Raw genomic sequence first — 25,773 nt, 5'->3', positions numbered from 1 at the left:
TTTGACAATTGATACTTGATCCTAAATTTGTATTTTTAAATCAAAATATAAGAGAGATGCCTACTGAATTACAAAAAAACCTAGATTCCCTTAAAGCTTACAGAGAAACCCGACTAAAAATAGCATACCATATTTTAGAGAATCCGAATTTTCTTGACGAATTAATTACAATTTGTTTTACTGTTTCTGATAAAAACTCACATAAAGCCTGTTGGATTTTAGAATTCGTATCTTATGAAAAGTTAAAATGGTTGCAAACGTACCTGGATTTTTATTGCGAAAACATTGGGAAACTAAAAGACGAAAGTGCGATTCGACCAATGGCAAAAATTTGTCAGCTTTTGGTGATTTCTCATTTCAAAAACAAAGAAATACAACTTTCAGAAAATCACCTGCAAAAAATCACAGAAAACTGCTTTGACTGGTTAATAAGGGATACTAAAGTAGCCTCAAAATGCTATTGTATTCGAACCCTACACCTATTAGGAAAGCATTTTGATTGGATTCATCCAGAATTAAAAATTATTCTTGTACAAAATTATGCAAATCATTCGGCCGCCTATAAAGCGGTAGCGCGAGAAATTTTGAAGAAAATAAAATAGCATTTTCGGATTCAATCATTATAAAGTATCTTTGCATAAACATACAACTACACCATGAATTATTTTTCTTCTGATTTCAAATTAGGCATTCTCGGTGGCGGACAACTGGGCAAAATGCTATTGTTTGACACCCGAAAATTCGACATACAAACTTATGTTCTTGATCCAAGTGATGAAGCACCATGCAAGATAGCCTGTAATAAATTCTTTAAAGGTGATTTAATGGATTTTGAAACAGTGTATAACTTTGGTAAAAAAGTTGATGTTTTAACTTTCGAAATTGAATTGGTAAATCTTGAAGCTTTAGTAAAACTAGAGGAAGAAGGATTGAAAGTATATCCTTCGCCAAAAACATTGAAACTGATTCAAAACAAAGGAATACAGAAAGATTTCTACACGCAACATGCTATTCCAACTGCAAATTACAAACGATTTGAGAATCTAAAAAGTCTAATTATTGACATTCTTGATTCTAAAATAAAACTACCGTTTGTATGGAAATGTACGGAATTTGGTTATGATGGAAATGGAGTAAAAGTGATTCGACAAATTTCAGATTTAGACAATTTAGCCAATGTAGAATGTATTGCTGAAGAAATGGTTCCGTTCAAAAATGAATTGGCTGTTATCGTTTGCCGCAATCCATCAGGCGAAATAAAAACGTATCCAGTGGTAGAAATGGAATTTCATCCCGAAGCCAATCAAGTGGAATATGTCATTTGTCCGGCTCGTATTGATGATAAAGTAGCTGAAAAAGCAAGAGCAATAGCATTGAATGTTTCCGAAAAGTTCAATCATGTTGGTTTATTAGCCGTTGAAATGTTTCAAACTGAAGATGATGAAATCCTTGTAAACGAAGTTGCTCCTCGCCCACACAATTCAGGTCATTATTCCATTGAAGCCAGTTATACGTCGCAATTTGAAAATCATTTGCGAGCAATTCTTAATTTGCCTTTAGGAAATACAGATAGTAAAGTTGCTGGAATTATGGTAAATCTTTCAGGTGAAGAAGGCTATTCTGGTGATGTGGTGTATGAAAATATTGAAAAAATATTAGGTTGGAACGGAGTTACACCTCACATTTATGGAAAAAAACAGACACGTCCTTTTAGAAAAATGGGACATGTAACGATAGTAAATCCAGACATCAATGAAGCTCGAAGAATAGCTGAAAATGTTAAAAATACAATTAGAGTAATAAGTAGCCTATAATCAGTATTCGATTTTCAGTCAACTATAAATGCATTTTTAATTAAATTTGTAAAAATTCAATAAATGAAAATTTCAAAATTACATATAGACCAATATAGACATTTAGAAAATCTAACTTTTGATTTCAAGTATCTTAGTGGTGAACGTAAAGGTCAATCGTTAGATAAAATATGCTTTATTGGACAAAGTGCAACTGGAAAAACTGGTTTATTGGAGTTGATTTATGAGCAATGCTTTGCTATTCAAAATATTGTTTTTTACCAAGACATATTTTTATTTTCAAAAAAAATTGAAAAATTAGATGGAAACATTCTTTTTGAATTTGAAAACAAAGAGATTGATTTATCATCAAATCAATTAAAAGTTAACGATGTTGAACACAAGCTAGGCAAAATCTCTGAGAGACAAGATAGCTTACTAACTAAAAATGATAAAAAACCCATTTTATACTTTAAGGCTAATTTAATCTCTGATAAAAACATTGATATATTTACAAAAAATCCTATTGATTTATTCGAAAAATATTCCAAAAACGCAACTCTTTCTTTATCAAGTATACGTGATAAAAAAAACAATGAAAATGAACCTCTTACTATATTTAATGATGAAGTTGATATAAAAATATGGCTATCTCTTTTAAGTGAAATTTTAAGCTATCGCAAAAACCACTATCAAAAAATGTCTGAACTAATCCATAAAGGATTACTTGCTGACCAAACGAAACTGAATACAGAATATCAAAAATGGCAAAAAGAAAACCCAAATAAATTAGAAGCTTTTGCCGAAAAATTCAATCCAATTTTAGAAAAATTAAACTTAGAAGTTGATTTAATTAATACCGAATATTCAATTCCTATTAAAAATAAAAAAAATGACGAAATAATTCCAATCCAAAATACCAGTACAGGAACAAAGGGTTTATTACTTTCATTTTTACCTTTATTTAAACTCGACACTAAAGATGCTATCATTTTAATTGATGAACCAGAACGTTCCTTATATCCTGATATGCAAATGGATTTGATGGAGTACTATAAAAATCTCGCACCCAATGCGCAATTTATTGTAGCCACACATTCGCCATTTATAGCGGCATCATTTGAGCCAGACGAACGTTTCATTCTTTATTTTAATGAAGAAGGAAAAGTAGCCGTAAGAAGAGGAAGTTCTCCTATAGGTGATGACCCAAATGATATGTTGAAAAATGATTTTAAAGTAAACTATTATAACAAACACGGTGAGGAAGCCTATCAAAAGTATATTAATCTGAAACAGGCAGTGGCAAACGAAAACGATCCTAAAAGAAAAAAGGAATTACTATTAGAAGCTGTTAAGCTCGGTGACATTTATAATTTCTGATATGAGGAGAGTTCTAAAACACGATGATTCAGAAGTAATTAAAACCAATTTGAATTATATAGAAGGAAATTCAAACAATAATTTAAAAATTTCGAAGATTTTATATAAAGAGCAAAAGGGATTTTGCGTTTATACAGAAGAATATTTAGGAAGAGCTGATGCACGTGACATTGAGCATTTTAATCCAATTCTGAAAGGAACTACTGACGATTCTTATTCAAATTGGTTTTTAGTAAAACACCAATGGAATATAGAGAAATCATCTAAATGGGAAAACTACCAACCTATTTTGAATCCAACGGCAATTGATTTTGAAGATAGAATCGTTTATGATAGTGGTGATTATTGCGTTTCAGATTTAAATGATAACGAAGCAATTAACTTGATTAAATTACTAAAGCTTGATGATATCATTTTAGCCGATGAAAGAAAAAAATACATTCAAAGAAAAGCTAAAGAACTTTTAGTATATGGTGTTCCTGCTGAAGATTTCTTTAAAATATTAATTGAAGACGATATCAAACAAATTTCTTATTTAAGAGCCATTCAAAAAGAATTCAAAATAAACATTTGGGAGATGCTCTCAGAAATAAAATAAAAAATAATGAAAGTAGCCGTAATCATGGGAAGCATTTCTGATATGCCAGTAATGCAAGAAGCAATAGACATTTTAAAAGCATTCGATATAGAAATAGAAGTCGATATTGTATCAGCACACAGAACTCCCGAAAAATTATTTGATTTCAGCAACAATGCTCACACTCGTGGAATTTCGGTAGTAATAGCAGGTGCTGGCGGAGCAGCGCATTTGCCAGGAATGGTAGCTTCTATGTCTCCACTTCCTGTAATTGGCGTACCTATAAAATCAAGCAATTCAATCGATGGTTGGGATAGTGTTTTATCCATTTTACAAATGCCAGGTGGAGTTCCCGTAGCAACTGTAGCATTAAACGGTGCAAAAAATGCAGGAATTCTTGCCGCTCAAATTATAGGAAGTCACAACAAAAGCGTGATGGAAAAAATCATTAAATACAAAACAGGATTGAAAGAAGCGGTTAACATAGCTGCTGAAAGTCTAAAAAAATAAAAAAAGCTCCATAATGGAGTTTTTTTTATTTATTTAGTTCTTGAAACAGTTATTCAGCATTAACTACAATTTCAAGAATTCCTTCAAATTCTGATGCAATGATATCGTCCTTGCTTAACCAATATTCTGAAGTCATAATCGTATAATTCACATTATCCGTAGTCTTAACATCCCATAAAATATCTTCGGCTTCTGGGAAAGGCGCGTTTTGAGTCATTTGGCTCTCAAATAATCTTTTGATCAAATTACTACCAGATAATCCATTGTTTAATAATTTTAAAATACTTTCTTTAGTCAATTCATTTTCATTTTCACCTTCTGCTGGCGCCAAACTACATTCGATAATCGTCGCTTTAGCATTAGGAAAAGTACCGTTGTACGCTTTGAAAAGCAATTGATTAATATGAAACAAAGTCGAGTGCAATCCTATTTCCGGATATTCCTCACATACTTTGTCCAAAAACATATCATTTGAAATTTGCTGAATCTGACCTTCGTTCAAATCTTGTGATAATTTGTATTCCAGTACAATTACAGCAGCATCTCTGGCTTCAAAATCAGAAATTGCCATGAACAACAATTCTCTTAAACTGGCAGCATCTGCATCTGCAGCATCCGGATAATCGAATTTTTCCAATAGCTTTATATAATCTTCACTTGTCCAATATTCTTCAACCTCATCAACAGTATTCGCTCTATTTATTGTAATTTGATAATTCATCTTTTCTTTTAATTTATTATATTTTTTCTGATTCGTCTTTTATAAAACCAATCATTTTTTTACAATTTAAGGCTTTATTACTGCCAAACGAAATAAATAACATTTAAATAACACTTTTGAATCCACTATTTTGATCCAAATCAATTCCCTCGACAACCCCATTTTTTTTATTAAATCCGTACCTTTGATTTCTTAAAACATCGAATTATTTTTATTACAAAATACAAATGAGCATCCTAACACACCATTTCAATACAAAGTACAATACTGCGCCTTTTTCGAAAATTAAAAACGAAGATTTTCTTCCTGCTTTTCAAAAAGGAATCGAATTGGCAAAAGCCGAAATCGATGCTATTGTACGAAATCCTTTAAAACCAACTTTCGAAAACACGATTGAAGCATTAGCGTTCAGCGGCGATGTTTTGGACAGAATTTCAAGTATCTTTTTCAACTTGAATTCAGCAGAAACTAATGATGAAATTCAGAAAATCGCTCAGGAAGTTTCACCTTTACTTTCTGAATTCGGAAACGATGTTCGTCTTAATCCGGATTTATTCGCTCGAGTAAAAACGGTGTATGAGCAACGAGAAAAACTGAATCTCAATCCGGAGCAAACCACACTTTTGGATAAAAAATACAAAAGCTTTTCCAGAAACGGAGCCAATTTGCCGGAAGACAAAAAAAATCAATTGCGAGAAATCGACAAAGAATTATCGAAATTGAGTTTGCAGTTTGGCGAAAATGTTTTGGCCGAAACACAAGCTTATCAATTGCATATTACCAATGAATCCGATTTAGCCGGTTTACCCGAAGGAACTATCGAAGCAGCTCGCTCGTTGGCTAAAAGCCAAGAAAAGGAAGGTTGGATTTTTACTTTGGATTATCCAAGCTATGTCCCATTTGTAACGTATGCTGACAATCGAGAATTACGCAAGAAAATGGCAATTGCTTTTGGTGCCAAAGGTTTTCAAAACAACGAATTTGACAATCAGGAAATCGTACTGAAAATTGCAAAATTGCGTTTTGACCGAGCTCAAGTTTTAGGTTATGCTACTCATGCTCATTTTGTGCTTGAAGAACGCATGGCTGAAAGCCCGGAGAAAGTAAAAACATTTTCGAATGATTTACTAGAAAAAGCCAAACCGGCTGCTTTGAAAGAATTTGCACAATTGACTGCTTTCGCAAAAGAGCAACACGGAATCGAGCAACTCGAGAAATGGGATGGCGCCTATTATTCCGAAAAATTGAAGCAGCAATTATTCAATTTGGACGATGAAATATTAAAACCGTATTTTCAATTAGAAAAAGTTCTCGACGGTGCTTTTGCAGTAGCGCAAAAATTATTTGGAATTACTTTCGAAGAAATTTTTGACGTGGATAAATACCACGAAGAAGTAAAAACATACGCAGTAAAAGATGAAGAAGACCAACTGGTTGCTGTTTTTTATGCTGATTTTTTTCCAAGAAAAGGCAAACGCAACGGTGCTTGGATGACGTCTTTTAAATCCCAATACATCAAAAAGGGAAGTAACGAAAGACCGCATATTTCAATTGTGTGCAATTTCACGAAACCAACCGAAACAAAACCATCATTATTAACTTTCAACGAAGTAACGACTTTGTTTCATGAATTTGGTCATGCATTGCACGGAATGTTGGCAAACACGACATACCCAAGTTTATCCGGAACAAGTGTATATTGGGATTTTGTGGAATTACCAAGCCAGATTTTAGAAAACTGGTGTTACGAACCAGAAGCTTTGGCTTTGTTTGCGTACCATTATCAAACTGGCGAAATGATTCCGATGGAATTAGTCCATAAAATCAAAGAAAGTGCGAGTTTCCAAGAAGGGATAGCAACGATGCGTCAATTGAGTTTTGGATTATTGGATATGGGATGGCACGCACAAGACCCTTCGAATATCAAAGACATCAAAGCTTTTGAAACCGAACAGTTTGCAGCCACACAATTGTATCCTGAAGTAAAAGAAAATGCGATGAGCACCTCTTTCTCCCATATTTTTCAAGGCGGCTATTCTTCAGGTTATTACAGTTATAAATGGGCCGAAGTTCTGGATGCTGATGCTTTTGAATATTTTCAGGAAAAAGGTATTTTCAATAAAGAAGTGGCTACGAAATTTAAAGACAACGTCCTTTCTAAAGGTGGAACAGAACATCCGATGATTTTGTACAAACGCTTTAGAGGACAAGAACCAAAACCGGAAGCGCTATTAAGAAGAGCGGGATTGGTTTAGAAACATAATTTTTGGAAACCCGAAGTAACAGACTTTGGGTTTTTTAATACCATTTTATATACCTCGAAAAAATTAAAACTAACAAAAAATGAGTTTTTTAAAAGCCGAATGGAACAATTTAGTAATGATTAATTATGTGGTCAATCCTGAAATTCTGCAAAAGTATGTTCCTGCAGGAACGGAAATAGATTTCTGGAACGGCAAATGTTATGTTAGTTTTATTGGATTCCTATTTGAAAATGTTCGTGTTTTGGGAATGAAAATACCGTTTCATTCTGATTTCGAAGAGGTGAATCTTCGGTTTTACGTGAGACGTTTTGAAAAAGGTGTATGGAAAAGAGGTGCAGTTTTTATCAGCGAAATCGTTCCAAAATATGCAATTTCATTTGTCGCCAATACCTTTTACAATGAGCATTACCGTACTTTGCCCATGAAACATATTTTGAAAGTAAATGAACACTCCCGAGAATTTATATATCAATGGAAAGCGAATAACAATTGGAATGCCATCCAGGTAGAAACCCATACAAACCCTATTGCAATTGAACCTGATTCTGAAGCTGAGTTTATCACGGAGCATTATTTTGGCTATACCAAAATCAACGAAAACGAAACTTTTGAATACCAAGTTACCCATCCCAGATGGAAACAATATGAAGTAACCAACAACGAATCTATTATTGATTTTGAAGGAGTTTATGGAAAAGAATTTGCTTTTATAAAGGACTTAAAACCAACCTCCGTATTTCTGGCCGTTGGCTCTAAAATCACTATTGAAGACAAACGAAAAATAAAACTTTAATGACCATAATAAAAATTTGGACTAAAATAAACGCATCCATACAAACAGTTTTTGACATTTCCAGGGACATCGATGTACACCAAGAATCTGCCAGTCGTACAAACGAAATCGCGATTGACGGCGTTAGTTCCGGATTGATCAATTACAATGAAACGGTTACTTGGCGCGGGAAACATTTTGGTTTTTACCTGACCCACAAAAGTAGAATAACAGCGATGAACCTGTATGATTATTTTGTGGATGAAATGGAGGAAGGGAAATTCAAATCCTTTCGTCATGAACATATTTTTTACGAAAAAAACGGATTAACCGTTATGAAAGACAAAATATATTACGAAGTACCATATGGTTTTTTTGGAGAATTATTTGATTTCTTGTTTTTGAAAAATCACATGATTAATTTTATTCTCGAAAGAAATAAAACACTGAAAGCTTTATCAGAAAATGAGAAGCAATAACCACCAAACAATCGGCACACTCTCTACCCAAAAAGAAGTATAATATTTTACCCGTTTTTCATTGGCCAAAAGGATAAAAAAAGAAATGACAATCACTAAAATCATGTTGATAATCAATTGATTTTGGTTAAAATTACTTTTAAATATTTCCAAAAAATAAAACGGAAGTAAAAGCAACAACCCTACTATTTTAGTGCGTTTCACTCCTATTTGTTGCGGCACAGTTTTTAAATGTGGATCGTCTTTCGCCAAATCAATAATCTCAAAAATGAGAATCAACACAAAAATTAAGATAAAGCGCTGTATGCATTTTAAGTAAAAGTCTGAAGTAATTGGGACATTCGCATTAAAAATCGGCAAAACCAACGTAACTCCTACCCAACACAATGCTACAATATAAATTTTAACACCAGCCCAATTCCTGGCATTCTTCTTATTTGGAAAAAAGGAAAGCGTATACAATAATGTAATACTCAAGAAAACTACTGCAACTATTTGAGTTGTCCTTTGGAGTTGAAAAAAATAATATCCGACCAAAAAAAGAGCAAAAAAACTAAATAAAGCAATCGTTTTTAACTCCTTGCGCATTTGTAATCTTTGAACTCTGGCCAGCGCATCATATTTTACAAAATTATATCCTACAACTGTTCCAAAAAAAGCAAAGTTAGCAACTTGTTCATCCACTGGAATGTGGAACATATGTTGCGTCATTCTCACCAAGGCATAACAAGACAAACCCACGTGAATGCTACTATTAATATAAAAATCGAATATTAGTTTCAAAAACTTCATTAGACAAAATTAATCAAAGTGTTAACAAGAATGGCTTTTAGTTGAAAAATTCACAGAAAATCAAGTTAAAAAAGTCTTTTAATAGCAGATTAATATTTATTTTTACAATCTTTTAAAACAAGAAACACACAACCCATTTTATATAATGAAAACAGACGCTTTTGCATTAAGACACATTGGCCCAAGAGAAAATGATCTAGAACATATGTTGAAGACAATTGGGGCAGCAACACTTGACCAATTGATCCATGAAACTATCCCAAGTGATATTCGTTTAAAATCTGATTTGGACTTGGAACCTGCAATGACTGAATATGAGTTTGCAAATCACATCCAGAAATTAGGGAATAAAAATAAAGTTTTTCAATCGTACATTGGTTTAGGGTACAATGCTGCAATTATCCCAGCAGTAATCCAAAGAAATGTATTTGAAAACCCAGGATGGTACACTGCTTACACACCGTATCAAGCCGAGATTGCTCAAGGACGTTTAGAAGCAATTTTGAATTTCCAAACCATGGTTATCGAATTAACAGGGATGGAAATCGCTAATGCCTCATTATTAGATGAAGGAACTGCAGCAGCTGAAGCAATGGCGTTACTTTTTGACGTTCGTTCACGTGACCAAAAGAAAAACAACATCAATAAATTCTTCGTTTCTGAGGAAATATTACCACAAACTTTATCGGTTTTACAAACACGTTCTACACCAATTGGGGTTGAATTAGTAATAGGAAACCATGAAACATTCGATTTTTCATCAGACTATTTTGGAGCAATCCTTCAATATCCTGGAAAATTTGGACAAGTTCATGATTATACCGCTTTCATCGCTAAAGCAGCTGTAAACGAAATAAAAGTAGCCGTTGCTGCAGATATTTTAAGTTTAGCAAAACTGACTCCTCCGGGAGAAATGGGTGCTGCAGTAGTTCTTGGAACTACACAACGTTTCGGAATTCCGTTAGGTTACGGTGGCCCACACGCCGCTTTTTTTGCTACAAAAGAAGAATACAAAAGAAGTATGCCAGGAAGAATCATTGGTGTAACTGTTGATACTGACGGTAATCGTGCTTTGCGTATGGCATTACAAACACGTGAGCAACACATTAAACGTGACAAAGCAACTTCAAATATTTGTACTGCACAAGTTCTATTGTCCGTTATGGCAGGAATGTATGCCGTTTATCATGGTCCAAAAGGATTGCAATATATCGCTGACAAGGTCCATGCATCTGCAGCAACATTGGCAAATGAATTAGAAAAATTAGGCTTACAACAAACCAATACTGCTTTCTTTGACACTATTGTTGTTAAAGCTGATGCCCAAAAAGTAAAAGTGATTGCAGAACAAAACGAAATTAACTTTTACTACATCGATGAGAATACCGTTTCAATTTCATTAAACGAAACAACAAGTATTGCCGATTTAAATAAAATTGTAACCGTTTTCGCTTCCGCAAAAGGTACTCAAGCAACTACAATTGAAGGTTTATCAGAAACGAATCATTTCCCGGAAACGATAAACAGAACATCATCGTTCTTACAACATGATGTTTTCAACAAGCACCATTCAGAAACCGCTTTGATGCGTTACATCAAAATGTTGGAAAGAAAAGATTTGGCATTAAATCACTCCATGATTTCATTGGGTTCTTGTACCATGAAACTAAATGCAGCTTCAGAAATGTTGCCCCTAAGTATGGCACAATGGAATAATATTCACCCGTTTGCTCCATTAGACCAAGCGCAAGGATACCAAGAAATGTTGGCTAAATTAGAACAACAATTAAATGTTATTACTGGTTTTGCAGGAACAACATTACAACCTAATTCAGGTGCTCAAGGGGAGTATGCCGGATTAATGGTTATTCGTGCGTACCACCAATCTAGAGGAGATCACCATAGAAATATTGCTTTAATTCCATCTTCGGCTCACGGAACAAATCCTGCTTCGGCAGCTATGGCAGGAATGAAAGTTGTGGTTACTAAAACATTGGAAAACGGAAATATTGACGTTGAGGATTTACGCGAAAAAGCAATTCTTCATAAAGACAATCTTTCTTGTTTGATGGTTACCTATCCATCAACTCATGGTGTTTTTGAAAGCGCAATCAAAGAAATCACACAATTGATCCACGATAACGGCGGACAAGTATATATGGATGGTGCTAACATGAATGCTCAAGTTGGATTAACAAATCCTGCAACTATTGGAGCTGATGTTTGTCACTTAAACTTACACAAAACATTCGCTATTCCTCACGGTGGCGGAGGACCTGGTGTAGGACCAATATGTGTTGCATCACAACTTGTGCCATTTTTACCTACAAATCCAGTAATTCCAACAGGTGGAGAAAATGCTATTACAGCTATTTCTGCCGCACCTTGGGGTTCCGCATTGGTTTGTTTGATATCGTATGGTTATATCTGTATGCTTGGCGGTGAAGGTTTGAAACAATCTACTGAATATGCAATTTTAAATGCGAACTATATTAAAGAGAAATTAAACGGTCACTATGATACGTTGTATTCTGGAGAAATGGGTCGTGCGGCACACGAAATGATTTTGGAATGCCGTCCATTTAAAGAAAAAGGAATTGAAGTAACTGATATTGCAAAACGTTTGATGGATTATGGTTTTCATGCTCCTACCGTTTCGTTTCCAGTTGCTGGAACTTTAATGATTGAACCGACCGAAAGTGAAAACTTAGAGGAGTTAGATCGTTTTTGTGATGCTATGATTGCGATCAGAAAAGAAATTGAAGCCGCTACTTTAGACAATCCAAATAATGTACTAAAAAATGCTCCACATACTTTGATGATGGTAACCACTGATAATTGGAATTTCCCATACACTCGTGAAGCAGCAGCATTTCCATTAGAGTACATTGCCGAAAATAAATTCTGGCCTACCGTTCGTAGAGCAGATGAAGCGTATGGCGATAGAAATTTAGTTTGTTCTTGCGCGCCAATTGAAGCGTACATGGAAAATTAATTTTTGAATTAATTTTAAAAAAAACAAAAATGCCTCGATATATCGAGGCATTTTTATTATACTTGTATTAGCAAAACAATTCTTACAAGTATATTTTGAAAACAAAACTCTTATTATTTCTATTACTATCGTACTTTGGAACATGCCAAGCCCAAAATTATGGATTTAGTTATTCCCCTAACAGCATTGATTCGCTGGAAAATTACCTTACTAAAATAACTAATACTAAAATAAACGAGTTCGGCACTAATCAACGAAAGAAAGCGAAAGAAATACTTTTAGAGAGAAAAGTATCTTTTTTAAAAGATGTAGAGGACAGCACATTTATTTTTGACAAAACCATTAATGGATTTCTTCAAAAAATACTTACCGAAGTATACCATTCAAATCCCAAAATTGATTCGAAAAATTTTTATTTCCTGATTAACAAATCACTCATTCCTAATGCTGCCTGTTATGGGAACGGAATATTCTCTATTAATTTAGGCCTATTCTCACTTATTGAAAATAATGATGAAATGGCTTTTATCATCTGTCATGAATTAGCACATTATATCTTAAAACATAATGACAAAGCTCTCGAAGAATATCTAGAAACATTCAACTCTAAGGACGTCAAACAACAACTAAATACCGCCTCCAATAAAAAATATGGTCGAAGGTCAGCTGTAACTTTATTATTAAAGGATTTGAAATTTAATTTCATGAAACGAAGCAGAAGTGCAGAGACCCAAGCTGACTCACTTGGTTTCACTATGTTTAATAATACAAAATACAACAAACAGGCTTCAATAAATATTCTAAAAAAACTGGATATGACTGACGGTATACTTTTTAATAATCTAACCGATTTAAAACAAAATTTCACATTTGAAGAATATCCATTTAAAGAAGTATGGATTGAAAAAGAAGACAGAATGTTTGACACTACTGAAAGTGTAAATGATTTAGAACTTGACAAAGATTCCTTAAAAACACATCCTAACATTCCACTTCGTATAGAAAACCTAATTCACAATTATACTATCACCACCACAAATACAACTAAAAACGAAATAGAATTAGTCCAAAAAAAAACATCTGAAAATAGCATTAAAATCTTTTTTGACGACTCTAAATTAGACTTTGCCTTATACCAATTATTATCTCTTCATAAAAAAAATGAATTGGATAAAAAAGCCTTTAATAGTTATGTCGCTTACTTATTAAAAAAAGTATACGTTTTAAAAGAAAAACATGTCTTCGGAAAATATGTAGGTCCGGTAAACTCTTTTTCCGAAGAAAAATACATTAATGAAATACGGTTATTTTTAAACAATCTTGAGCTAAAAGACCTAAGGAAAATTGGTTATTATTTTTGTCAAAAAAATGAATTAATATCCAAAGACGATACTGAATTTCAAGATGCTTATACTTTTTTCAAGATTTTAAATAAAAATTAATACAAATCAAATACAAACCAATTATGAAAAGAATCAGTACTTTACTTTTAATCTCCTTTGTGGCAAATTTGACATTTGCACAAGAAAAAAAAATTAACGAAGTCAATACTTTTAAAGTAAAGAATTCAGGAGCTATCCTAAACAAAGAGAAAGATGTTGATGGTTATTATTTTTTCTATGAATTAGATAAACTAAAAAAAGGTGACCGTGAGTTTGCAATTCAAGTTTTAGATAAAAATCTAGTGGAAGTTGCTAAGAAAACATACATTGACAATAAAAATACTTTTTTGATGAAAAGTAGCTTTAACAATCAAGGAATAATGTTTGCAATGGCTAATTTTAAAGAAAAGAAAATAAGCCTATTAAGCTATGATAAAAAAGTAAACCAATTACCAACTATTGACATTCCTTTAGAAAGCAAAGAAATCCGTTATATCCAATACATGCAACAAACAGGTGATTTCAATATTATATTTCCTGTTGAAAATAAAGGATTCATTTTCAACAAATTTGAAGACAATAAGAAAATAGGATACTCTTTAAAATACTACCCAACTGATGGTGGAAAATCATGGGAATATAATTCTCCCGATGATTCAAAAGAAATGTTGGCAATAAATCCTATTGAAGTAAATGATAAAGTAATTGTTGCTTTAGAAACATCAAAACCAGGTCTTTTATCAAGAAAACTCACTTTAAAGACAAAAATTATTGATGTAAATACAGGTGTTTTACTCTATGAAAAAGAATATAGCAAAAACAGTAAACCCAGATTAATTAATAATGCATTCCTTGACAAAGACAATAATGTTGTTTTAATGGGGGAATATTTTAAAGAAGGTGATAATATCATTGATGATAAAAGTTTAGGTCTGTTTACGGAAGTTGTTGATTTATCAGGAAAAACTTTAAAAGAAAATTTCACTAGCTGGAAAGAAGATGTTGCTAAAATTGCAAAAGTTAGCGGAAATTACATTGAAGACAAAGGATACATCTATTTCCATAATATTGCAAGAACAAAAAACAATGAGTATTATGCCATTGGAGAATTCTATAAAAGAACCGCAAGCGCTGGAGGTATAGCACTAACTACATTATCCATATTAGGCGGTGGTGGCGGTGGCGCAAGTGTCACACAACTTACAATTACAAATTCTGTAGTTTTTAAGTTCAACTCTGATTTTAAACTTACAGGCATTCAAGAATTTGAAAAAGGAAAATCAAGAGCTCCAAGTTTATCTGATTTTGGCAGCCCTCAATTAAACGCACACGCATTAAAAGCCTATGGAGCATTTGATTATGAATACACCCAACTAGATAAAACAAATGATCGCTTCTACGCTTGTTTCATAGATTATGAAAGATTAAAAGGAGAAAAAAATAAAAGCGCTTTTAAAACCATAATTTGTGATAATGGACAACTATCCGAAGATAAAATTTATTTAAAAAGCGATAATAACAATACTGATTTTCGAGTTTTACCAGCAAAAGTTGGAAATGTTTTATTACTGGAATATGATAAAAAACTAAAAGAAATAAATATACATTTAGAAAAAATAAACATTAAATAGTTCCCTTATGAGCCACTTGTTAGTGGCTCTTTTTTATTTTTGTGTACTTAATCTAATTATAATTTCTAATTAATGTTTTCATAAAAAAGTCATAGCTTAGAAACAATCATATAATAATATTTAAACCCAAATAAAATATGAATTAGAATTACTCGAAATATCAATTTTATCATTTGCAACAATTTCGATATAAATATCGCATCTTTTTTTACGATTCGTAATAAAATAATTAATATTTTTGCCAATAAATTATTATTTCATAATTATATGCGTGCATAGTAAATTTTGTGAGTGTACTAATTTATTTATCATTAAATTAGCCTGAATTTTTGGAAAAACAACCCGATGAAAATAAAAATAACTGGAATAGGAAGTTATATTCCTGAGAAAAAAGTAAGCAATACTGACTTTAGTGAACATGTTTTTTTGAATGAAGACGGTACAGCTTTTGGATACCCTAATGAAGTAGTCATTAATAAATTTAAAGGAATTACCGGTATAGAACACAGACGTTATGCCGAAGACCAATACACTTCTTCTGATTTAGCTTTTTTTGCTTCTCAAAAAGCAATAGAAAATGCAGGAATTGATCCGGAAACGATTGACTATATCATCTTTGCTCATAATTTTGGTGATGTAAAATCTGGAACAACTCAATCCGATATGATTCCAAGTTTAGCCACACGTGTTAAAAATAAATTACAAATAAAAAACCCAAAATGCGTTGCTTACGATATCCTTTTTGGATGCCCGGGCTGGATTGAAGGCGTACTTCAAGCCAATGCATTTATAAAATCCGGCATGGCAAAACGATGTCTAGTAATTGGAGCTGAAACGCTCTCGAGAGTAGTTGATGCGCATGACAGAGACTCCATGATTTATTCGGATGGTGCTGGCGCTTCTATCATTGAAGCTTCTGATGACGAAACTGGAATGCTAGCTTATGAAAGTGCAACTTATGCTAATGATGAAGCTAATTACTTGTTTTTTGGAAAATCATACAACCCAGATTTAGATCCAGACATTCGTTACATAAAAATGTATGGGCGCAAGATTTATGAATTTGCATTAAACCAAGTTCCTGCAGCAATGAAAAGTTGCCTGGACAAAAGTGGATTAGGTATTGATGATGTAAAAAAGATTCTTATCCATCAAGCCAATGAAAAAATGGATGAAGCCATAATTCAACGTTTTTACAAATTACACGACAGACCCGTCCCAAAAGACATCATGCCCATGAGTATCCATGAATTGGGAAATAGCAGCGTAGCCACCGTACCTACTCTTTTTGATCTGTTAATTCGCGGACAAATAGAAAACCAATCCATACAAAAAGGAGATGTTCTTCTCTTTGCATCCGTGGGAGCAGGAATGAACATCAACGCATTTGTTTACAGATATTAATCATTCGAGCAACACAACAATCAGGAGCAAATCCGGCTGTACACTACAATTCCTCACCACAAAACTTGTTTTTCTAAGGTGCAAGAAAGCTTCATTCTGTCGCTTTTTGCACCTTGAAAAACTACATTTTGAAGCTCCGGGATTTTCATTCCCATCCGGGCTAAAAAACAACGCCCAAAAACACATTTATTACTATATTTGTGCCTTGGTGCCCTAGTGGCAAAATCAACAAAACATGTACGAAAAAACGTTTCCCAATAAAAGATTCAAACATACTTTAGAATTTCTAAAAAAACACGTCTCAACTTCAGAGACGATATTGGATTTAGGTGTAGAAAATCCTTTCTCTAAAATCATGAAATCCGAAGGATTTGCAGTTACAAATACAACAGGAGAGGACTTAGACAAAGACCAATCCGTATTTTCAACAGAAAAAAAAGATGTAGTAACCGCTTTCGAAATCTTTGAACATTTACTAAATCCTTACACGATTTTAAACGAAATAAAATCGGACAAACTTTTTATATCTATCCCAATGCGTTTGTGGTTTTCACCAGCTTATCGAAGCAAAACCGATATGTGGGACAGACATTATCATGAATTTGAAGATTGGCAATTAGACTGGCTTTTGGAAAAAACAGGCTGGAAAATAATAGACCGTGAAAAATGGACAAATCCAGTAAAGAAATTTGGCCTTCGCCCATTATTAAGAAAGTTCACCAACCGATATTATGTTGTTTACGCCGAAAAAATAAAATAATGAATTATTATATTGTTATTCCGGCTCATAACGAAGAAGCTTTCATCGCTTTAACTTTAGATTCTTTGATTTCTCAAACTGTTTTACCCAAAAAAGTAGTGATTGTCAATGATAATTCTACTGATAAAACTGCCGAAATCGTTACGGCTTACGCCAAAGAAAATCCTTTTATCTCTTTGGTAAACAAAACTTCAAGTGCCATACATTTACCGGGAAGTAAAGTTATACAGGCTTTTCATAAAGGATTCGAAACATTGGACGATGAGTATGACGTTATAGTAAAACTGGATGCCGACTTAATTCTACCCAACAACTATTTCGAAACTATCTTAAACATTCTCGAAAAAGATGCAACAATAGGAATGGCTGGCGGATTTGCCTACATTGAAAAAAATGGCGAATGGATTCTGGAAAATCTAACCGATAAAGATCATATTCGTGGTGCGTTTAAAGCCTATAGAAAAGCATGCTTCCAACAAATAGGAAATTTAAAACCGGCTATGGGTTGGGATACTGTTGATGAATTATTGTCAAAATTTTACGGTTGGAAAGTCGTTACCGATGCTTCCTTAATCGTGAAGCATTTAAAACCAACTGGAGCTAATTACAATAAAACGGCCCGTTATAAACAAGGAGAAGCGTTTTATACTTTGGGCTACGGATTTTTAATCACTTGCATAGCTTCGGCAAAACTGGCGATGATGAAAAAGAAACCGTTACTCTTTTTAGATTACATCAAAGGTTTTTGGAAAGCAAAAGCAGCTAAAACACCATTATTAGTAACCGCAGAACAAGCTAAATTCATTCGCAAGTATCGTTTGAAGAAAATGAAAGAAAAAATTTTCTAACGAAAACAACGAACGCATAACTTATAACTCATAACTATTTTTGTAATTTAGCCCATAATCACAAAACTATGATGCTCATTCGATATATAACGCAAATAGGAAGATACTTCTTAATGCTCAAAGAAATTTTCAACAAACAGACAAAGTGGTCTGTGATGAAAAATCTGATTTTTAAGGAAATAGACGATTTAATTATTGGCTCCCTTGGTATTGTAGCATTCATTTCTTTCTTTGTTGGAGGTGTTGTTGCCATACAAACTGCATTAAACTTGACTAATCCATTAATTCCAAAATACCTTATTGGGTTTGCTACGAGACAATCTGTAATTTTAGAATTTGCCCCTACGTTCATCTCGGTGATTATGGCAGGGAAAATGGGTTCTTTTATCACGTCAAGTATTGGAACAATGAGAGTAACAGAACAAATTGATGCCTTGGAAGTGATGGGAGTAAACTCACTAAACTATTTGGTTTTCCCAAAAATAATTGCCTTACTTCTTTATCCTTTTGTTATTGGAATCAGTATGTTTCTAGGTATTTTGGGTGGCTGGATGGCTGGAGTTTATGGTGGATTTACTTCCAGCGATGAATTTATAAATGGCGCACAATTGGATTTTATTCCGTTTCATATCGTTTATGCTTTTCTTAAAACTTTAATTTTTGCTATGTTATTAGCAACTATACCTTCATTCCACGGATATTATATGAAAGGTGGCGCACTCGAAGTAGGACGCGCTAGTACTGTATCCTTTGTTTGGACATCAGTTACCATAATTACTTTTAATTACATATTAACTCAATTGTTACTTGGCTCATGATAGAAGTAAAAAACATAGAAAAATCATTTGGCGGTATCAAAATCCTTAAAGGCGTTTCCACTATTTTTGAAACAGGAAAAACGAATTTAATTATTGGACAAAGTGGATCTGGAAAAACTGTTCTACTTAAAAGTCTTTTAGGAATACACACTCCAGAATCCGGAACCATTTCATTTGACGGAAGAATATATTCTGAGCTTGATCCAGATGAAAAAAGAGATCTACGTACTGAAATAGGAATGGTTTTTCAAGGAAGTGCCTTGTTTGATTCCATGACAGTTGCCGAAAACGTAGGCTTCCCGTTGAAAATGTTTACCAAAGACAATAATTCAAAAATTCAGGAGCGCGTAGACTTTGTATTAAAAAGAGTCAACCTAACTGAAGCCCATAAAAAACTACCTTCAGAAATTTCAGGAGGAATGCAAAAAAGGGTAGCGATTGCACGCGCGATTGTAAACAATCCAAAATACCTGTTTTGCGATGAGCCAAACTCTGGTTTAGATCCAAATACAGCTATTTTAATTGATAATCTTATCAAAGAAATCACCGAAGAATACAATATCACAACGGTTATAAATACGCACGATATGAACTCTGTGATGGAAATAGGAGAAAAAATTCTATTCTTAAAAGATGGTTTAAAAGCTTGGGAAGGAACCAAAGAAGAAATTTTCAGAACTGATAACGAAGCTGTCGTTGCCTTTGTTTATTCTTCAAATTTGTTCAAAAAAGTAAGAGAAGCATATTTAAAAGAATAGAAGGCTAACTTGATTTCAACAATTCTACCTCAGCATTAGGATTGAATAAATAAGTCTTTCCAGAACTCATTTCGAGGCATTCAAAACGCTTGGTTCTTATCGCTATTTTCTTGAAAATCTTTCCGTTTTGTATTCGAAAAACACTGCCATACGGAATTTCAAAAACATAATTCTTATCATTTTGCTGATCAAATTGTTTCAAGGCTAATGCCAAAGTAGCATCAGTATCGCTGCTGGCTGTGGGGTTTTTGAAATGCCTCGCTAATAAAGGCAACAAGTGATTCGGGAAAATTTCTGGTCGAATGTAAGGAATCATCAACCGTTGAAAAGAATATTTCCACTCGTTACCATGAGGTTTAATGTTTCTTCCAAATTTCTCAAACGCCACTAAATGCGAGATTTCATGAATCAAGGTAATCAAGAACTTATATTTATTCAGATTTGAATTTACCGTGATTTCATGCTTTCCATTCAACCCTTTTCGATAATCACCATGACGCGTCTGACGCTCGTTTACAATCTTAAGATGCACTTGATTGGCAACAATAAGTTCGAAAACGGGTTTTACCGCATGCTCTGGAATGTATCTGGCTAAGGTTTCGCTCAAAGTAATTATGAATTAAGGATTCGTAGAAGAAACTTGCAGTACTTTACCATTGAAGTATTTATTTCCAGTCAAAGTAAAATCATAAATATAGTTTGCCATTTCGCCCGCTGATATAGGTGCTTGATAGCCTGGAAAAGCCTCTGCCAGCATTTCTGTTTGAACGGAACCCAAAGCTAAAACATTGAAAGAAATCCCACGCTCTTTATATTCTTCAGCTAACAATTCAGACAAAGTAATAACTGCACCTTTACTCGAGCTATATGCAGCCAATCCTGCAAACTTTAAACTTCCCTGAATTCCGCCCATAGAACTTATTGTTACTACGTGGCTTCCTTTTTGTAAATAAGGCAGGCAAATTCGAGTCAAATTAGCAACTCCAAAAACATTGACTTTATAGATATTTTCAAAATCTTCCTGAGTGGTTTCTGAAAAAGGTTTTAGCAATAAACTTCCTGCGTTATGAATGACTGCGTCTATTTGTTTCCAAGACTTGGAAAGGAAATCGCTTACTTTCACTAATTCAGATTCAGTGGATAAATCAACTGAAAGGCAGGTAATATTTTCGTTACCCAATAAAGCTTGAGGAATTTTTCTGGAAATGGCTAACACTTGGTGTCCCGCATTAGCAAATTGCAATGCCAACTCAAATCCTATTCCCCTACTCGTTCCTGTGATGATGATATTTTTCATAGAGCAAAAATAAACAAAAACGATAAAAAACTAATGCTTTACGCAAAGGATTCTTGCTGTAATAAAAATTAAAGATTCCTAAAATTTTACTTATTTTTGACAAACCAAATTAACATTAGATTTTAAGAAAAATGACAGATAGCATACAATTTGAAACTGCAAAAATAAGTGATATTGATGGCGTATTGGCATTACAGGAATTGTATCTTGTAGCTAATTTATCCGAAAAAGAAAAAACTTCGGGGTTTGTTACTACACCATTTACTATTGAGCAACTAACCGAAGTCATCAATGAAAACAACTTATTTATTGCCAAAGACAATAATAAAATCATTGCTTATATCTTTGCGGGAAGTTGGGATTTTTTCAAACAGTGGCCTATTTTCGACTATATGAGTTCCTTGTTTCCGGAACTAACTTTCTTAGATTTTGACATCACCACTACCAATAGTTTTCAATACGGTCCTATTTGCATTCACAAGGAATATCGTGGAAAGGGATTGATAATCCCACTTTTTGAGTTCATGAGAAAACACATGCTCCATAAATATCCATTGGCTTTGACTTTTATCAACAAAGTCAATATCCCGTCTACAAAAGCGCATACCGAAAAACTAAAATGGACCATTATTGGGGATTTTCAATTCAACAATAATGAATACTTTATTTTAGCGTACGAGATGAATCAAGCTGTTTCTTAACTATTTAAACATTATAATTTCTTGCGTTGGCGTGTTTGCCATTTGCGTTACAGCAGGTAATAATTCCTGAATAAAAGAAGTCATATGCGGAATATCCATCGCTTTGAAATCATCAGAAACATGATGGTAGAATTCAAAATTTTCAAAATCAAATGTACTCACAGATTGACAAGGCACTTTGAAAACATCATAAAAAGAGAAGTTGTCCGATCTGTAAAATAATTTATATTCGGCTTCCTTTGGAAGAAAACCAATCGTATTTTTTCCAGTGTATTCATTTATTTTACCCGCCATATTGGATTTATCAAAACCAGTAATATAAGCTAGATATTCTCCCTTCATTGGCACACCAATCATTTCAATATTAAATTGAGTGTACAATTTAAAATCTTGTGCTTTCAGTTTTTTGGCTAAATGTTTAGAACCTAACAAGCCTTTTTCTTCACCTGCAAAAAACACAAAAAGAATACTGCGTTTATTGTTTTTAGCAATACTGAAATATTTTGCCATTTCAGCAACTGCAGTTGTTCCTGAGGCATCATCATTGGCTCCATTATTAATGAAATCTCCATTCACCCCTTTTTTATCTAATCCAATATGATCGTAATGAGCGCTTAGAATTATAAATTCATTCTTTAGAACTGGATCGTTTCCTTCAACAACACCGACGATATTGAAAGCAGTTCCCTTAAACGTTGATAGCGTATCGCGATACGATTTGAAATACGGCTTCACATTATTATCCCTGAAAATTTGTTCTAAATAATCAGCAGCTTTTACCATTCCTGCTTTTCCGGTTTCCCGTCCTTCCAGTTCATCCGAAGCTAAATATTTCAATATTTCGGCAACATTATTTTCTTTCACTTTATATTCAATATCAACTGTTTTTAATTGCGCCTCACTAGCTGATTGGGCAATGATAACTTGTGTTGACAAACAACCGAAGAAAACCAAAGAAAGAGATAGGAATGCTATTTTCATAATATTGAGGTTTCTATTTTATAATATGGCTTTATTTCGATAATATTTCTTGTACACTTTAACCATTTGAACAAAAGCTAAAATCACAAAAAATGACGGAATTATTACGGGCATTACATATTTAGAAAAACTAGTTGTGTTTTTAGATAAGGTGTTTAACACCAAAACCAAAGTTAACATCCCAAAAAATGTACCTATCAAAGTCCCTGAAACATAATACAGTTTTAGCTTTTTTACAATGGAAATATAATTCCCATTCATCAAATAAAGATTCCAACCGGTCCAAAACGGCAATTGAAGAAAATTAATGCAATTTAAAAACACGCCGATAAGGAAAGGAGAGTACATTGCATATTTCTCTAAAATCCCTTGTTCTTCAACTGTTTGATTGGAATTAGCATAAAAAGAATACCCTAAAATCAACAGAAAGAAAACGGCAAAAAAATCAATAATTTTCATAAGTTTTTTACTATTGACCAATTGCTTTGCAAAAATTAAGGTGAAATAAATCACAAACATCTCCACAAAAATAACCCCCAATAAAAAGAGAATCAAACTGTTCATTCCTAGTTTTGAATAAATTTCAAAACCTACTACATTCAAATATCCCAAGGGTATCGAACCGATAAAGCTCACTAAAAAACCAACAAAAATGTTTTTTAATGCCTTCATAATTTTAGAAATTTACAATTCTATTGCTTTGTTCCAAATGCATTCTGTATTCCTTCATCCCATCTTTATGCAGTAAATATGGAGCGCCATTTTTATGGTTTGCCACACTTATTTCATACATATACGTAATGTGACGCGCAAGTTCTTTCCATGCAAAAAACAAAGAATGTTTTGGGTCATAAATGTGTGTGGGCTCACTTGCAGCACCATTCAGTTCCACAACTGAAAAATGTAATCCTTGTTCTAATTCTTCAATTGTATTGTACATCACATCCAATCTACCAAAGTAGAAACCTGGAATTTGGAGACACATTTCGTTAATGGTTTGTGTTAATTTTGGTGTTATCCAATGACTTCCATCAATGAATTTTGCACCTCGTGCATGATTCCCATAAGGTACCAAATTCAATTTTTCCCCTTTTGGAAGAATATCGAGTAGTTTTTTTCCGTATTCCTGTTTCAAAACCTTTAATTGCAGTTCGTACCGAGGATTTTCTTTAATTAATTCTTCTACGGTAGAGAATCCGTTTCCGGTAATAATCAAAAATTCTTTGGAAACTATTCCTGTAATTCTGCCCACTTTTACATGAGGATAACGCACATAGAAAATTCCAACTTCATTCTCGTACGGAATTAAATCCTGCACTACATAATCGAAATTTGCTTTTTCAGCATATTCTTTTAAATCTTGAACTGTGTTAATTTTTTTGACCCCAGAACCTCGCAGTCCAATATCTGGTTTTGCAATCAAAGGATATTTTATTTTTGCTGCTTCAATGACATTTAAAACATCTTCAAGAGTGGCTCCTTCTTTTATTAATTCTGTTTTTGGGTAATACTGTTGTGGAATCAAATTGTAGATTTCTTTTTTGGACTCCATCATAAAACCGCCATTTTTTATAGTTGGATTAGAGGCATTGAAGAAAAAAATAGATTTTGCCTTGATGGAATAATACGACCAAAGAAAATAAATTGGAATATAAACAATCTGGAAAGGCCAATATTCCCAATGGGTAATTTTATGAAAAAATAGTTTCAAATTAAGTTGTTTAAACGGTGATAAATGAGGTCGAAAAATCCTGTTGCGCAATCAAATCGTAATGCAATATAGCTACTTTATTTTTTTCAATAACCGATTGTGTGATGCTCAACGTTTTCATCTCGTTATTTCTATTGATAACTAAACCGTTTTCATCATTTTCTTCTTCGGTGTAGCGATGAAAATCGTGCATTTGTGATTCGGAAATTTCAGAATTTCCATCCATAAAATTATGAAACCATTCGGCACGCTTTTCACGAATCGATGAGGAATACAAAGTCGATGAAGACCAAATATGATTTTGATGAATATCCAAAGGAGTTGTTTGCCTTTCTATTCCGTTCCAGCGCAATTGGAAAAGAGCGTTATCTTGGAATAAAACTAACGTAAAAGGTTCTATGTTTTCCAAGTCAATTTCGCTCCAGAAATCCTTTGGCGATAAGCTGCTGATCATATCTAAAACAATCAAGCCACGGCTTTTTCGATACGGAAGCTGTACTTCATGTTTTTCGTCGGCACCATTTAACAGCACTAAAATTGTTCCGTCTGCATTAGCCACAAACCAAGTCCCTCCTGCTTTTGGATCTTTTGGGAAAATAAGATTTTTCCCGTTTACAGTATAACTTCTTGGTGGTATTGCACTCGGTCTTACTGTTTTTTCATCCCGATTTGAAGTAATGATAATTTTATCATTTGTTGCGACAAAACTTACTGTGCACATTGATTTCTATATTCTATGGTAGATCGAGCAACACCAAAATTAGGATCAATTGTTACTGTTTCACATTGCAAAATAGCTACTTTTATAAGCGCCTGATGATGAATACAATGTTCTAGATTATACAGTAATTCTCTGAAATAATTACTTTCAATTCTAATTTCCTCTCCATCAATAATTTGCAACAACTCGATATTTTTATTTTTTTTATCTAAATTTTGTTGAATCAAGACGATGTTTTCAATAGCAAAATCAGTATCCGTTTGAATACGAATATTTCTTTCTCTTTTATCATAATTCATAATGCCTAAATCATATTGATTTTCTAAGCACTGAAACATTTCAATAATATGCCTTGTATGCTCCCCAATAGTTGCATTACTTAATTCCGCACAAGAATTTGAATATTCTTTTTGAGACAATTGATTTAGCAAATCAATTAGTTCGTTTAAACTATTATTAATAGAAGGTATTAGCATAT

26 protein-coding genes are annotated in these 25,773 nt (G+C 33.3%); 17 read left to right on the top strand and 9 right to left on the bottom strand.

The window, feature by feature from the left end:
• The first annotated feature begins 56 nt into the window (after nucleotides 1-56).
• The 5 genes from ACNQF6_RS07265 to purE all read left to right on the top strand — a co-directional run bounded on the left by ACNQF6_RS07265 (nucleotide 57) and on the right by purE (nucleotide 4,260).
• Entirely contained in the window at nucleotides 57-602 is a 546-nt protein-coding gene (locus ACNQF6_RS07265) for a hypothetical protein (protein ID WP_417964617.1), read from the top strand.
• A 54-nt stretch (nucleotides 603-656) separates the two neighbouring features.
• Nucleotides 657-1,814: a 5-(carboxyamino)imidazole ribonucleotide synthase gene (locus tag ACNQF6_RS07260; protein ID WP_417964615.1), complete on the top strand. Its 1,158-nt coding sequence runs from the start codon at nucleotides 657-659 to the stop codon at nucleotides 1,812-1,814.
• Nucleotides 1,815-1,877: 63 nt separating this feature from the next.
• Nucleotides 1,878-3,173: an AAA family ATPase gene (locus tag ACNQF6_RS07255; protein ID WP_417964613.1), complete on the top strand. Its 1,296-nt coding sequence runs from the start codon at nucleotides 1,878-1,880 to the stop codon at nucleotides 3,171-3,173.
• 1 nt (nucleotide 3,174) lies between these two features.
• Nucleotides 3,175-3,771: an HNH endonuclease domain-containing protein gene (locus ACNQF6_RS07250; RefSeq protein ID WP_417964611.1), complete on the top strand. Its 597-nt coding sequence runs from the start codon at nucleotides 3,175-3,177 to the stop codon at nucleotides 3,769-3,771.
• A 3-nt stretch (nucleotides 3,772-3,774) separates the two neighbouring features.
• Complete coding sequence (gene purE, locus ACNQF6_RS07245; protein WP_199074816.1) at nucleotides 3,775-4,260, top strand: 5-(carboxyamino)imidazole ribonucleotide mutase; 486 nt, start codon at nucleotides 3,775-3,777, stop codon at nucleotides 4,258-4,260.
• A gap of 49 nt (nucleotides 4,261-4,309) precedes the next feature.
• Here purE and ACNQF6_RS07240 read toward each other — a convergent pair whose 3' ends face one another.
• Nucleotides 4,310-4,981, bottom strand: coding sequence for a hypothetical protein (locus ACNQF6_RS07240; RefSeq protein ID WP_417964609.1), 672 nt, complete (start codon nucleotides 4,979-4,981; stop codon nucleotides 4,310-4,312).
• Between the two features lie 227 nt (nucleotides 4,982-5,208).
• On the opposite strand from ACNQF6_RS07240, the gene ACNQF6_RS07235 reads away from it, so the two are divergent.
• The 3 genes from ACNQF6_RS07235 to ACNQF6_RS07225 all read left to right on the top strand — a co-directional run bounded on the left by ACNQF6_RS07235 (nucleotide 5,209) and on the right by ACNQF6_RS07225 (nucleotide 8,496).
• Complete coding sequence (locus tag ACNQF6_RS07235) at nucleotides 5,209-7,236, top strand: M3 family metallopeptidase (protein WP_417964607.1); 2,028 nt, start codon at nucleotides 5,209-5,211, stop codon at nucleotides 7,234-7,236.
• An 88-nt stretch (nucleotides 7,237-7,324) separates the two neighbouring features.
• Nucleotides 7,325-8,038, top strand: a complete 714-nt coding sequence (locus ACNQF6_RS07230) for a YqjF family protein (RefSeq protein WP_417964606.1) — start codon at nucleotides 7,325-7,327, stop codon at nucleotides 8,036-8,038.
• A complete protein-coding gene (locus tag ACNQF6_RS07225; RefSeq protein WP_417964604.1) occupies nucleotides 8,038-8,496 on the top strand; it encodes an SRPBCC family protein in 459 nt (152 codons plus the stop codon). The genes ACNQF6_RS07230 and ACNQF6_RS07225 overlap by 1 nt, the downstream gene beginning before the upstream one ends.
• Here ACNQF6_RS07225 and ACNQF6_RS07220 read toward each other — a convergent pair.
• A complete protein-coding gene (locus ACNQF6_RS07220; RefSeq protein WP_417964602.1) occupies nucleotides 8,476-9,288 on the bottom strand; it encodes a UbiA prenyltransferase family protein in 813 nt (270 codons plus the stop codon). The genes ACNQF6_RS07225 and ACNQF6_RS07220 overlap by 21 nt on opposite strands.
• A gap of 145 nt (nucleotides 9,289-9,433) precedes the next feature.
• Between ACNQF6_RS07220 and gcvP the strand changes: the two genes are divergently transcribed.
• From gcvP to ACNQF6_RS07180, 8 genes are all read left to right on the top strand, one after another.
• Nucleotides 9,434-12,283: an aminomethyl-transferring glycine dehydrogenase gene (gene gcvP, locus ACNQF6_RS07215; protein ID WP_417964600.1), complete on the top strand. Its 2,850-nt coding sequence runs from the start codon at nucleotides 9,434-9,436 to the stop codon at nucleotides 12,281-12,283.
• 95 nt (nucleotides 12,284-12,378) lie between these two features.
• Complete coding sequence (locus tag ACNQF6_RS07210) at nucleotides 12,379-13,725, top strand: M48 family metallopeptidase (protein ID WP_417964598.1); 1,347 nt, start codon at nucleotides 12,379-12,381, stop codon at nucleotides 13,723-13,725.
• 23 nt (nucleotides 13,726-13,748) lie between these two features.
• Nucleotides 13,749-15,296 (top strand): DUF6770 family protein, encoded by a 1,548-nt coding sequence (locus tag ACNQF6_RS07205; RefSeq protein ID WP_282729683.1) that lies wholly within the window; start codon nucleotides 13,749-13,751, stop codon nucleotides 15,294-15,296.
• 345 nt (nucleotides 15,297-15,641) lie between these two features.
• Nucleotides 15,642-16,700 carry a 3-oxoacyl-ACP synthase III family protein gene (locus ACNQF6_RS07200; protein WP_417964595.1) on the top strand — a complete coding sequence of 353 codons (1,059 nt, stop codon included), beginning with the start codon at nucleotides 15,642-15,644 and terminating at the stop codon, nucleotides 16,698-16,700.
• 235 nt (nucleotides 16,701-16,935) lie between these two features.
• Nucleotides 16,936-17,460 carry a methyltransferase gene (locus ACNQF6_RS07195; protein WP_417964593.1) on the top strand — a complete coding sequence of 175 codons (525 nt, stop codon included), beginning with the start codon at nucleotides 16,936-16,938 and terminating at the stop codon, nucleotides 17,458-17,460.
• The gene (locus tag ACNQF6_RS07190) at nucleotides 17,460-18,308 is read left to right on the top strand and encodes a glycosyltransferase family 2 protein (RefSeq protein WP_417964591.1); all 849 of its coding nucleotides are present in this window, start codon (nucleotides 17,460-17,462) and stop codon (nucleotides 18,306-18,308) included. Before ACNQF6_RS07195 ends, ACNQF6_RS07190 begins: the two co-directional genes overlap by 1 nt.
• 68 nt (nucleotides 18,309-18,376) lie before the next feature.
• Nucleotides 18,377-19,126, top strand: a complete 750-nt coding sequence (locus ACNQF6_RS07185) for an MlaE family ABC transporter permease (RefSeq protein WP_417964589.1) — start codon at nucleotides 18,377-18,379, stop codon at nucleotides 19,124-19,126.
• On the top strand, nucleotides 19,123-19,884 hold the full coding sequence (locus ACNQF6_RS07180; protein WP_417964587.1) for an ABC transporter ATP-binding protein: 762 nt from the start codon (nucleotides 19,123-19,125) through the stop codon (nucleotides 19,882-19,884). Before ACNQF6_RS07185 ends, ACNQF6_RS07180 begins: the two co-directional genes overlap by 4 nt.
• Nucleotides 19,885-19,888: 4 nt before the next feature.
• Here ACNQF6_RS07180 and ACNQF6_RS07175 read toward each other — a convergent pair whose 3' ends face one another.
• Nucleotides 19,889-20,491 (bottom strand): SprT-like domain-containing protein, encoded by a 603-nt coding sequence (locus ACNQF6_RS07175; protein ID WP_113636767.1) that lies wholly within the window; start codon nucleotides 20,489-20,491, stop codon nucleotides 19,889-19,891.
• A 12-nt stretch (nucleotides 20,492-20,503) separates the two neighbouring features.
• Entirely contained in the window at nucleotides 20,504-21,181 is a 678-nt protein-coding gene (locus ACNQF6_RS07170) for an SDR family NAD(P)-dependent oxidoreductase (protein ID WP_417964585.1), read from the bottom strand.
• A gap of 131 nt (nucleotides 21,182-21,312) precedes the next feature.
• On the opposite strand from ACNQF6_RS07170, the gene ACNQF6_RS07165 reads away from it, so the two are divergent.
• The gene (locus ACNQF6_RS07165; protein WP_417964583.1) at nucleotides 21,313-21,882 is read left to right on the top strand and encodes a GNAT family acetyltransferase; all 570 of its coding nucleotides are present in this window, start codon (nucleotides 21,313-21,315) and stop codon (nucleotides 21,880-21,882) included.
• Here the strand turns inward: ACNQF6_RS07165 and ACNQF6_RS07160 are convergent, their stop codons facing one another.
• From ACNQF6_RS07160 to ACNQF6_RS07140, 5 genes are read right to left on the bottom strand one after another with little or no spacing between them, the layout of a single operon-like run.
• Nucleotides 21,883-22,863, bottom strand: a complete 981-nt coding sequence (locus ACNQF6_RS07160) for a M28 family peptidase (protein WP_417964582.1) — start codon at nucleotides 22,861-22,863, stop codon at nucleotides 21,883-21,885.
• A gap of 18 nt (nucleotides 22,864-22,881) precedes the next feature.
• Nucleotides 22,882-23,535, bottom strand: coding sequence for a hypothetical protein (locus ACNQF6_RS07155; protein WP_417964580.1), 654 nt, complete (start codon nucleotides 23,533-23,535; stop codon nucleotides 22,882-22,884).
• Nucleotides 23,536-23,539: 4 nt separating this feature from the next.
• Complete coding sequence (locus ACNQF6_RS07150) at nucleotides 23,540-24,574, bottom strand: ATP-grasp domain-containing protein (protein WP_417964578.1); 1,035 nt, start codon at nucleotides 24,572-24,574, stop codon at nucleotides 23,540-23,542.
• Nucleotides 24,575-24,584: 10 nt separating this feature from the next.
• On the bottom strand, nucleotides 24,585-25,295 hold the full coding sequence (locus ACNQF6_RS07145; protein ID WP_417964577.1) for an NRDE family protein: 711 nt from the start codon (nucleotides 25,293-25,295) through the stop codon (nucleotides 24,585-24,587).
• Complete coding sequence (locus tag ACNQF6_RS07140) at nucleotides 25,283-25,771, bottom strand: DinB family protein (protein ID WP_417964575.1); 489 nt, start codon at nucleotides 25,769-25,771, stop codon at nucleotides 25,283-25,285. Before ACNQF6_RS07140 ends, ACNQF6_RS07145 begins: the two co-directional genes overlap by 13 nt.
• Nucleotides 25,772-25,773: the final 2 nt, after the last annotated feature.

The sequence above is a fragment of the Flavobacterium pasteuri genome, assembly GCF_048286615.1.
In the GTDB taxonomy this organism is placed as follows: Bacteria; Bacteroidota; Bacteroidia; order Flavobacteriales; family Flavobacteriaceae; genus Flavobacterium.
This window is presented reverse-complemented; position numbering and strand designations above follow the sequence as displayed.

What these genes read in the sequence shown, in the direction of transcription:
- ACNQF6_RS07265 (WP_417964617.1), top strand. Translation starts at nt 57, where the DNA reads ATGCCTACTGAATTACAAAAAAACCTAGATTCCCTTAAAGCTTACAGA.
- ACNQF6_RS07260 (WP_417964615.1), top strand. Translation starts at nt 657, where the DNA reads ATGAATTATTTTTCTTCTGATTTCAAATTAGGCATTCTCGGTGGCGGA.
- ACNQF6_RS07255 (WP_417964613.1), top strand. Translation starts at nt 1,878, where the DNA reads ATGAAAATTTCAAAATTACATATAGACCAATATAGACATTTAGAAAAT.
- ACNQF6_RS07250 (WP_417964611.1), top strand. Translation starts at nt 3,175, where the DNA reads ATGAGGAGAGTTCTAAAACACGATGATTCAGAAGTAATTAAAACCAAT.
- ACNQF6_RS07240 (WP_417964609.1), bottom strand. Translation starts at nt 4,981, where the DNA reads ATGAATTATCAAATTACAATAAATAGAGCGAATACTGTTGATGAGGTT.
- ACNQF6_RS07235 (WP_417964607.1), top strand. Translation starts at nt 5,209, where the DNA reads ATGAGCATCCTAACACACCATTTCAATACAAAGTACAATACTGCGCCT.
- ACNQF6_RS07230 (WP_417964606.1), top strand. Translation starts at nt 7,325, where the DNA reads ATGAGTTTTTTAAAAGCCGAATGGAACAATTTAGTAATGATTAATTAT.
- ACNQF6_RS07225 (WP_417964604.1), top strand. Translation starts at nt 8,038, where the DNA reads ATGACCATAATAAAAATTTGGACTAAAATAAACGCATCCATACAAACA.
- ACNQF6_RS07220 (WP_417964602.1), bottom strand. Translation starts at nt 9,288, where the DNA reads ATGAAGTTTTTGAAACTAATATTCGATTTTTATATTAATAGTAGCATT.
- gcvP (WP_417964600.1), top strand. Translation starts at nt 9,434, where the DNA reads ATGAAAACAGACGCTTTTGCATTAAGACACATTGGCCCAAGAGAAAAT.
- ACNQF6_RS07205 (WP_282729683.1), top strand. Translation starts at nt 13,749, where the DNA reads ATGAAAAGAATCAGTACTTTACTTTTAATCTCCTTTGTGGCAAATTTG.
- ACNQF6_RS07200 (WP_417964595.1), top strand. Translation starts at nt 15,642, where the DNA reads ATGAAAATAAAAATAACTGGAATAGGAAGTTATATTCCTGAGAAAAAA.
- ACNQF6_RS07195 (WP_417964593.1), top strand. Translation starts at nt 16,936, where the DNA reads ATGTACGAAAAAACGTTTCCCAATAAAAGATTCAAACATACTTTAGAA.
- ACNQF6_RS07190 (WP_417964591.1), top strand. Translation starts at nt 17,460, where the DNA reads ATGAATTATTATATTGTTATTCCGGCTCATAACGAAGAAGCTTTCATC.
- ACNQF6_RS07185 (WP_417964589.1), top strand. Translation starts at nt 18,377, where the DNA reads ATGATGCTCATTCGATATATAACGCAAATAGGAAGATACTTCTTAATG.
- ACNQF6_RS07180 (WP_417964587.1), top strand. Translation starts at nt 19,123, where the DNA reads ATGATAGAAGTAAAAAACATAGAAAAATCATTTGGCGGTATCAAAATC.
- ACNQF6_RS07170 (WP_417964585.1), bottom strand. Translation starts at nt 21,181, where the DNA reads ATGAAAAATATCATCATCACAGGAACGAGTAGGGGAATAGGATTTGAG.
- ACNQF6_RS07165 (WP_417964583.1), top strand. Translation starts at nt 21,313, where the DNA reads ATGACAGATAGCATACAATTTGAAACTGCAAAAATAAGTGATATTGAT.
- ACNQF6_RS07160 (WP_417964582.1), bottom strand. Translation starts at nt 22,863, where the DNA reads ATGAAAATAGCATTCCTATCTCTTTCTTTGGTTTTCTTCGGTTGTTTG.
- ACNQF6_RS07155 (WP_417964580.1), bottom strand. Translation starts at nt 23,535, where the DNA reads ATGAAGGCATTAAAAAACATTTTTGTTGGTTTTTTAGTGAGCTTTATC.
- ACNQF6_RS07145 (WP_417964577.1), bottom strand. Translation starts at nt 25,295, where the DNA reads ATGTGCACAGTAAGTTTTGTCGCAACAAATGATAAAATTATCATTACT.
- ACNQF6_RS07140 (WP_417964575.1), bottom strand. Translation starts at nt 25,771, where the DNA reads ATGCTAATACCTTCTATTAATAATAGTTTAAACGAACTAATTGATTTG.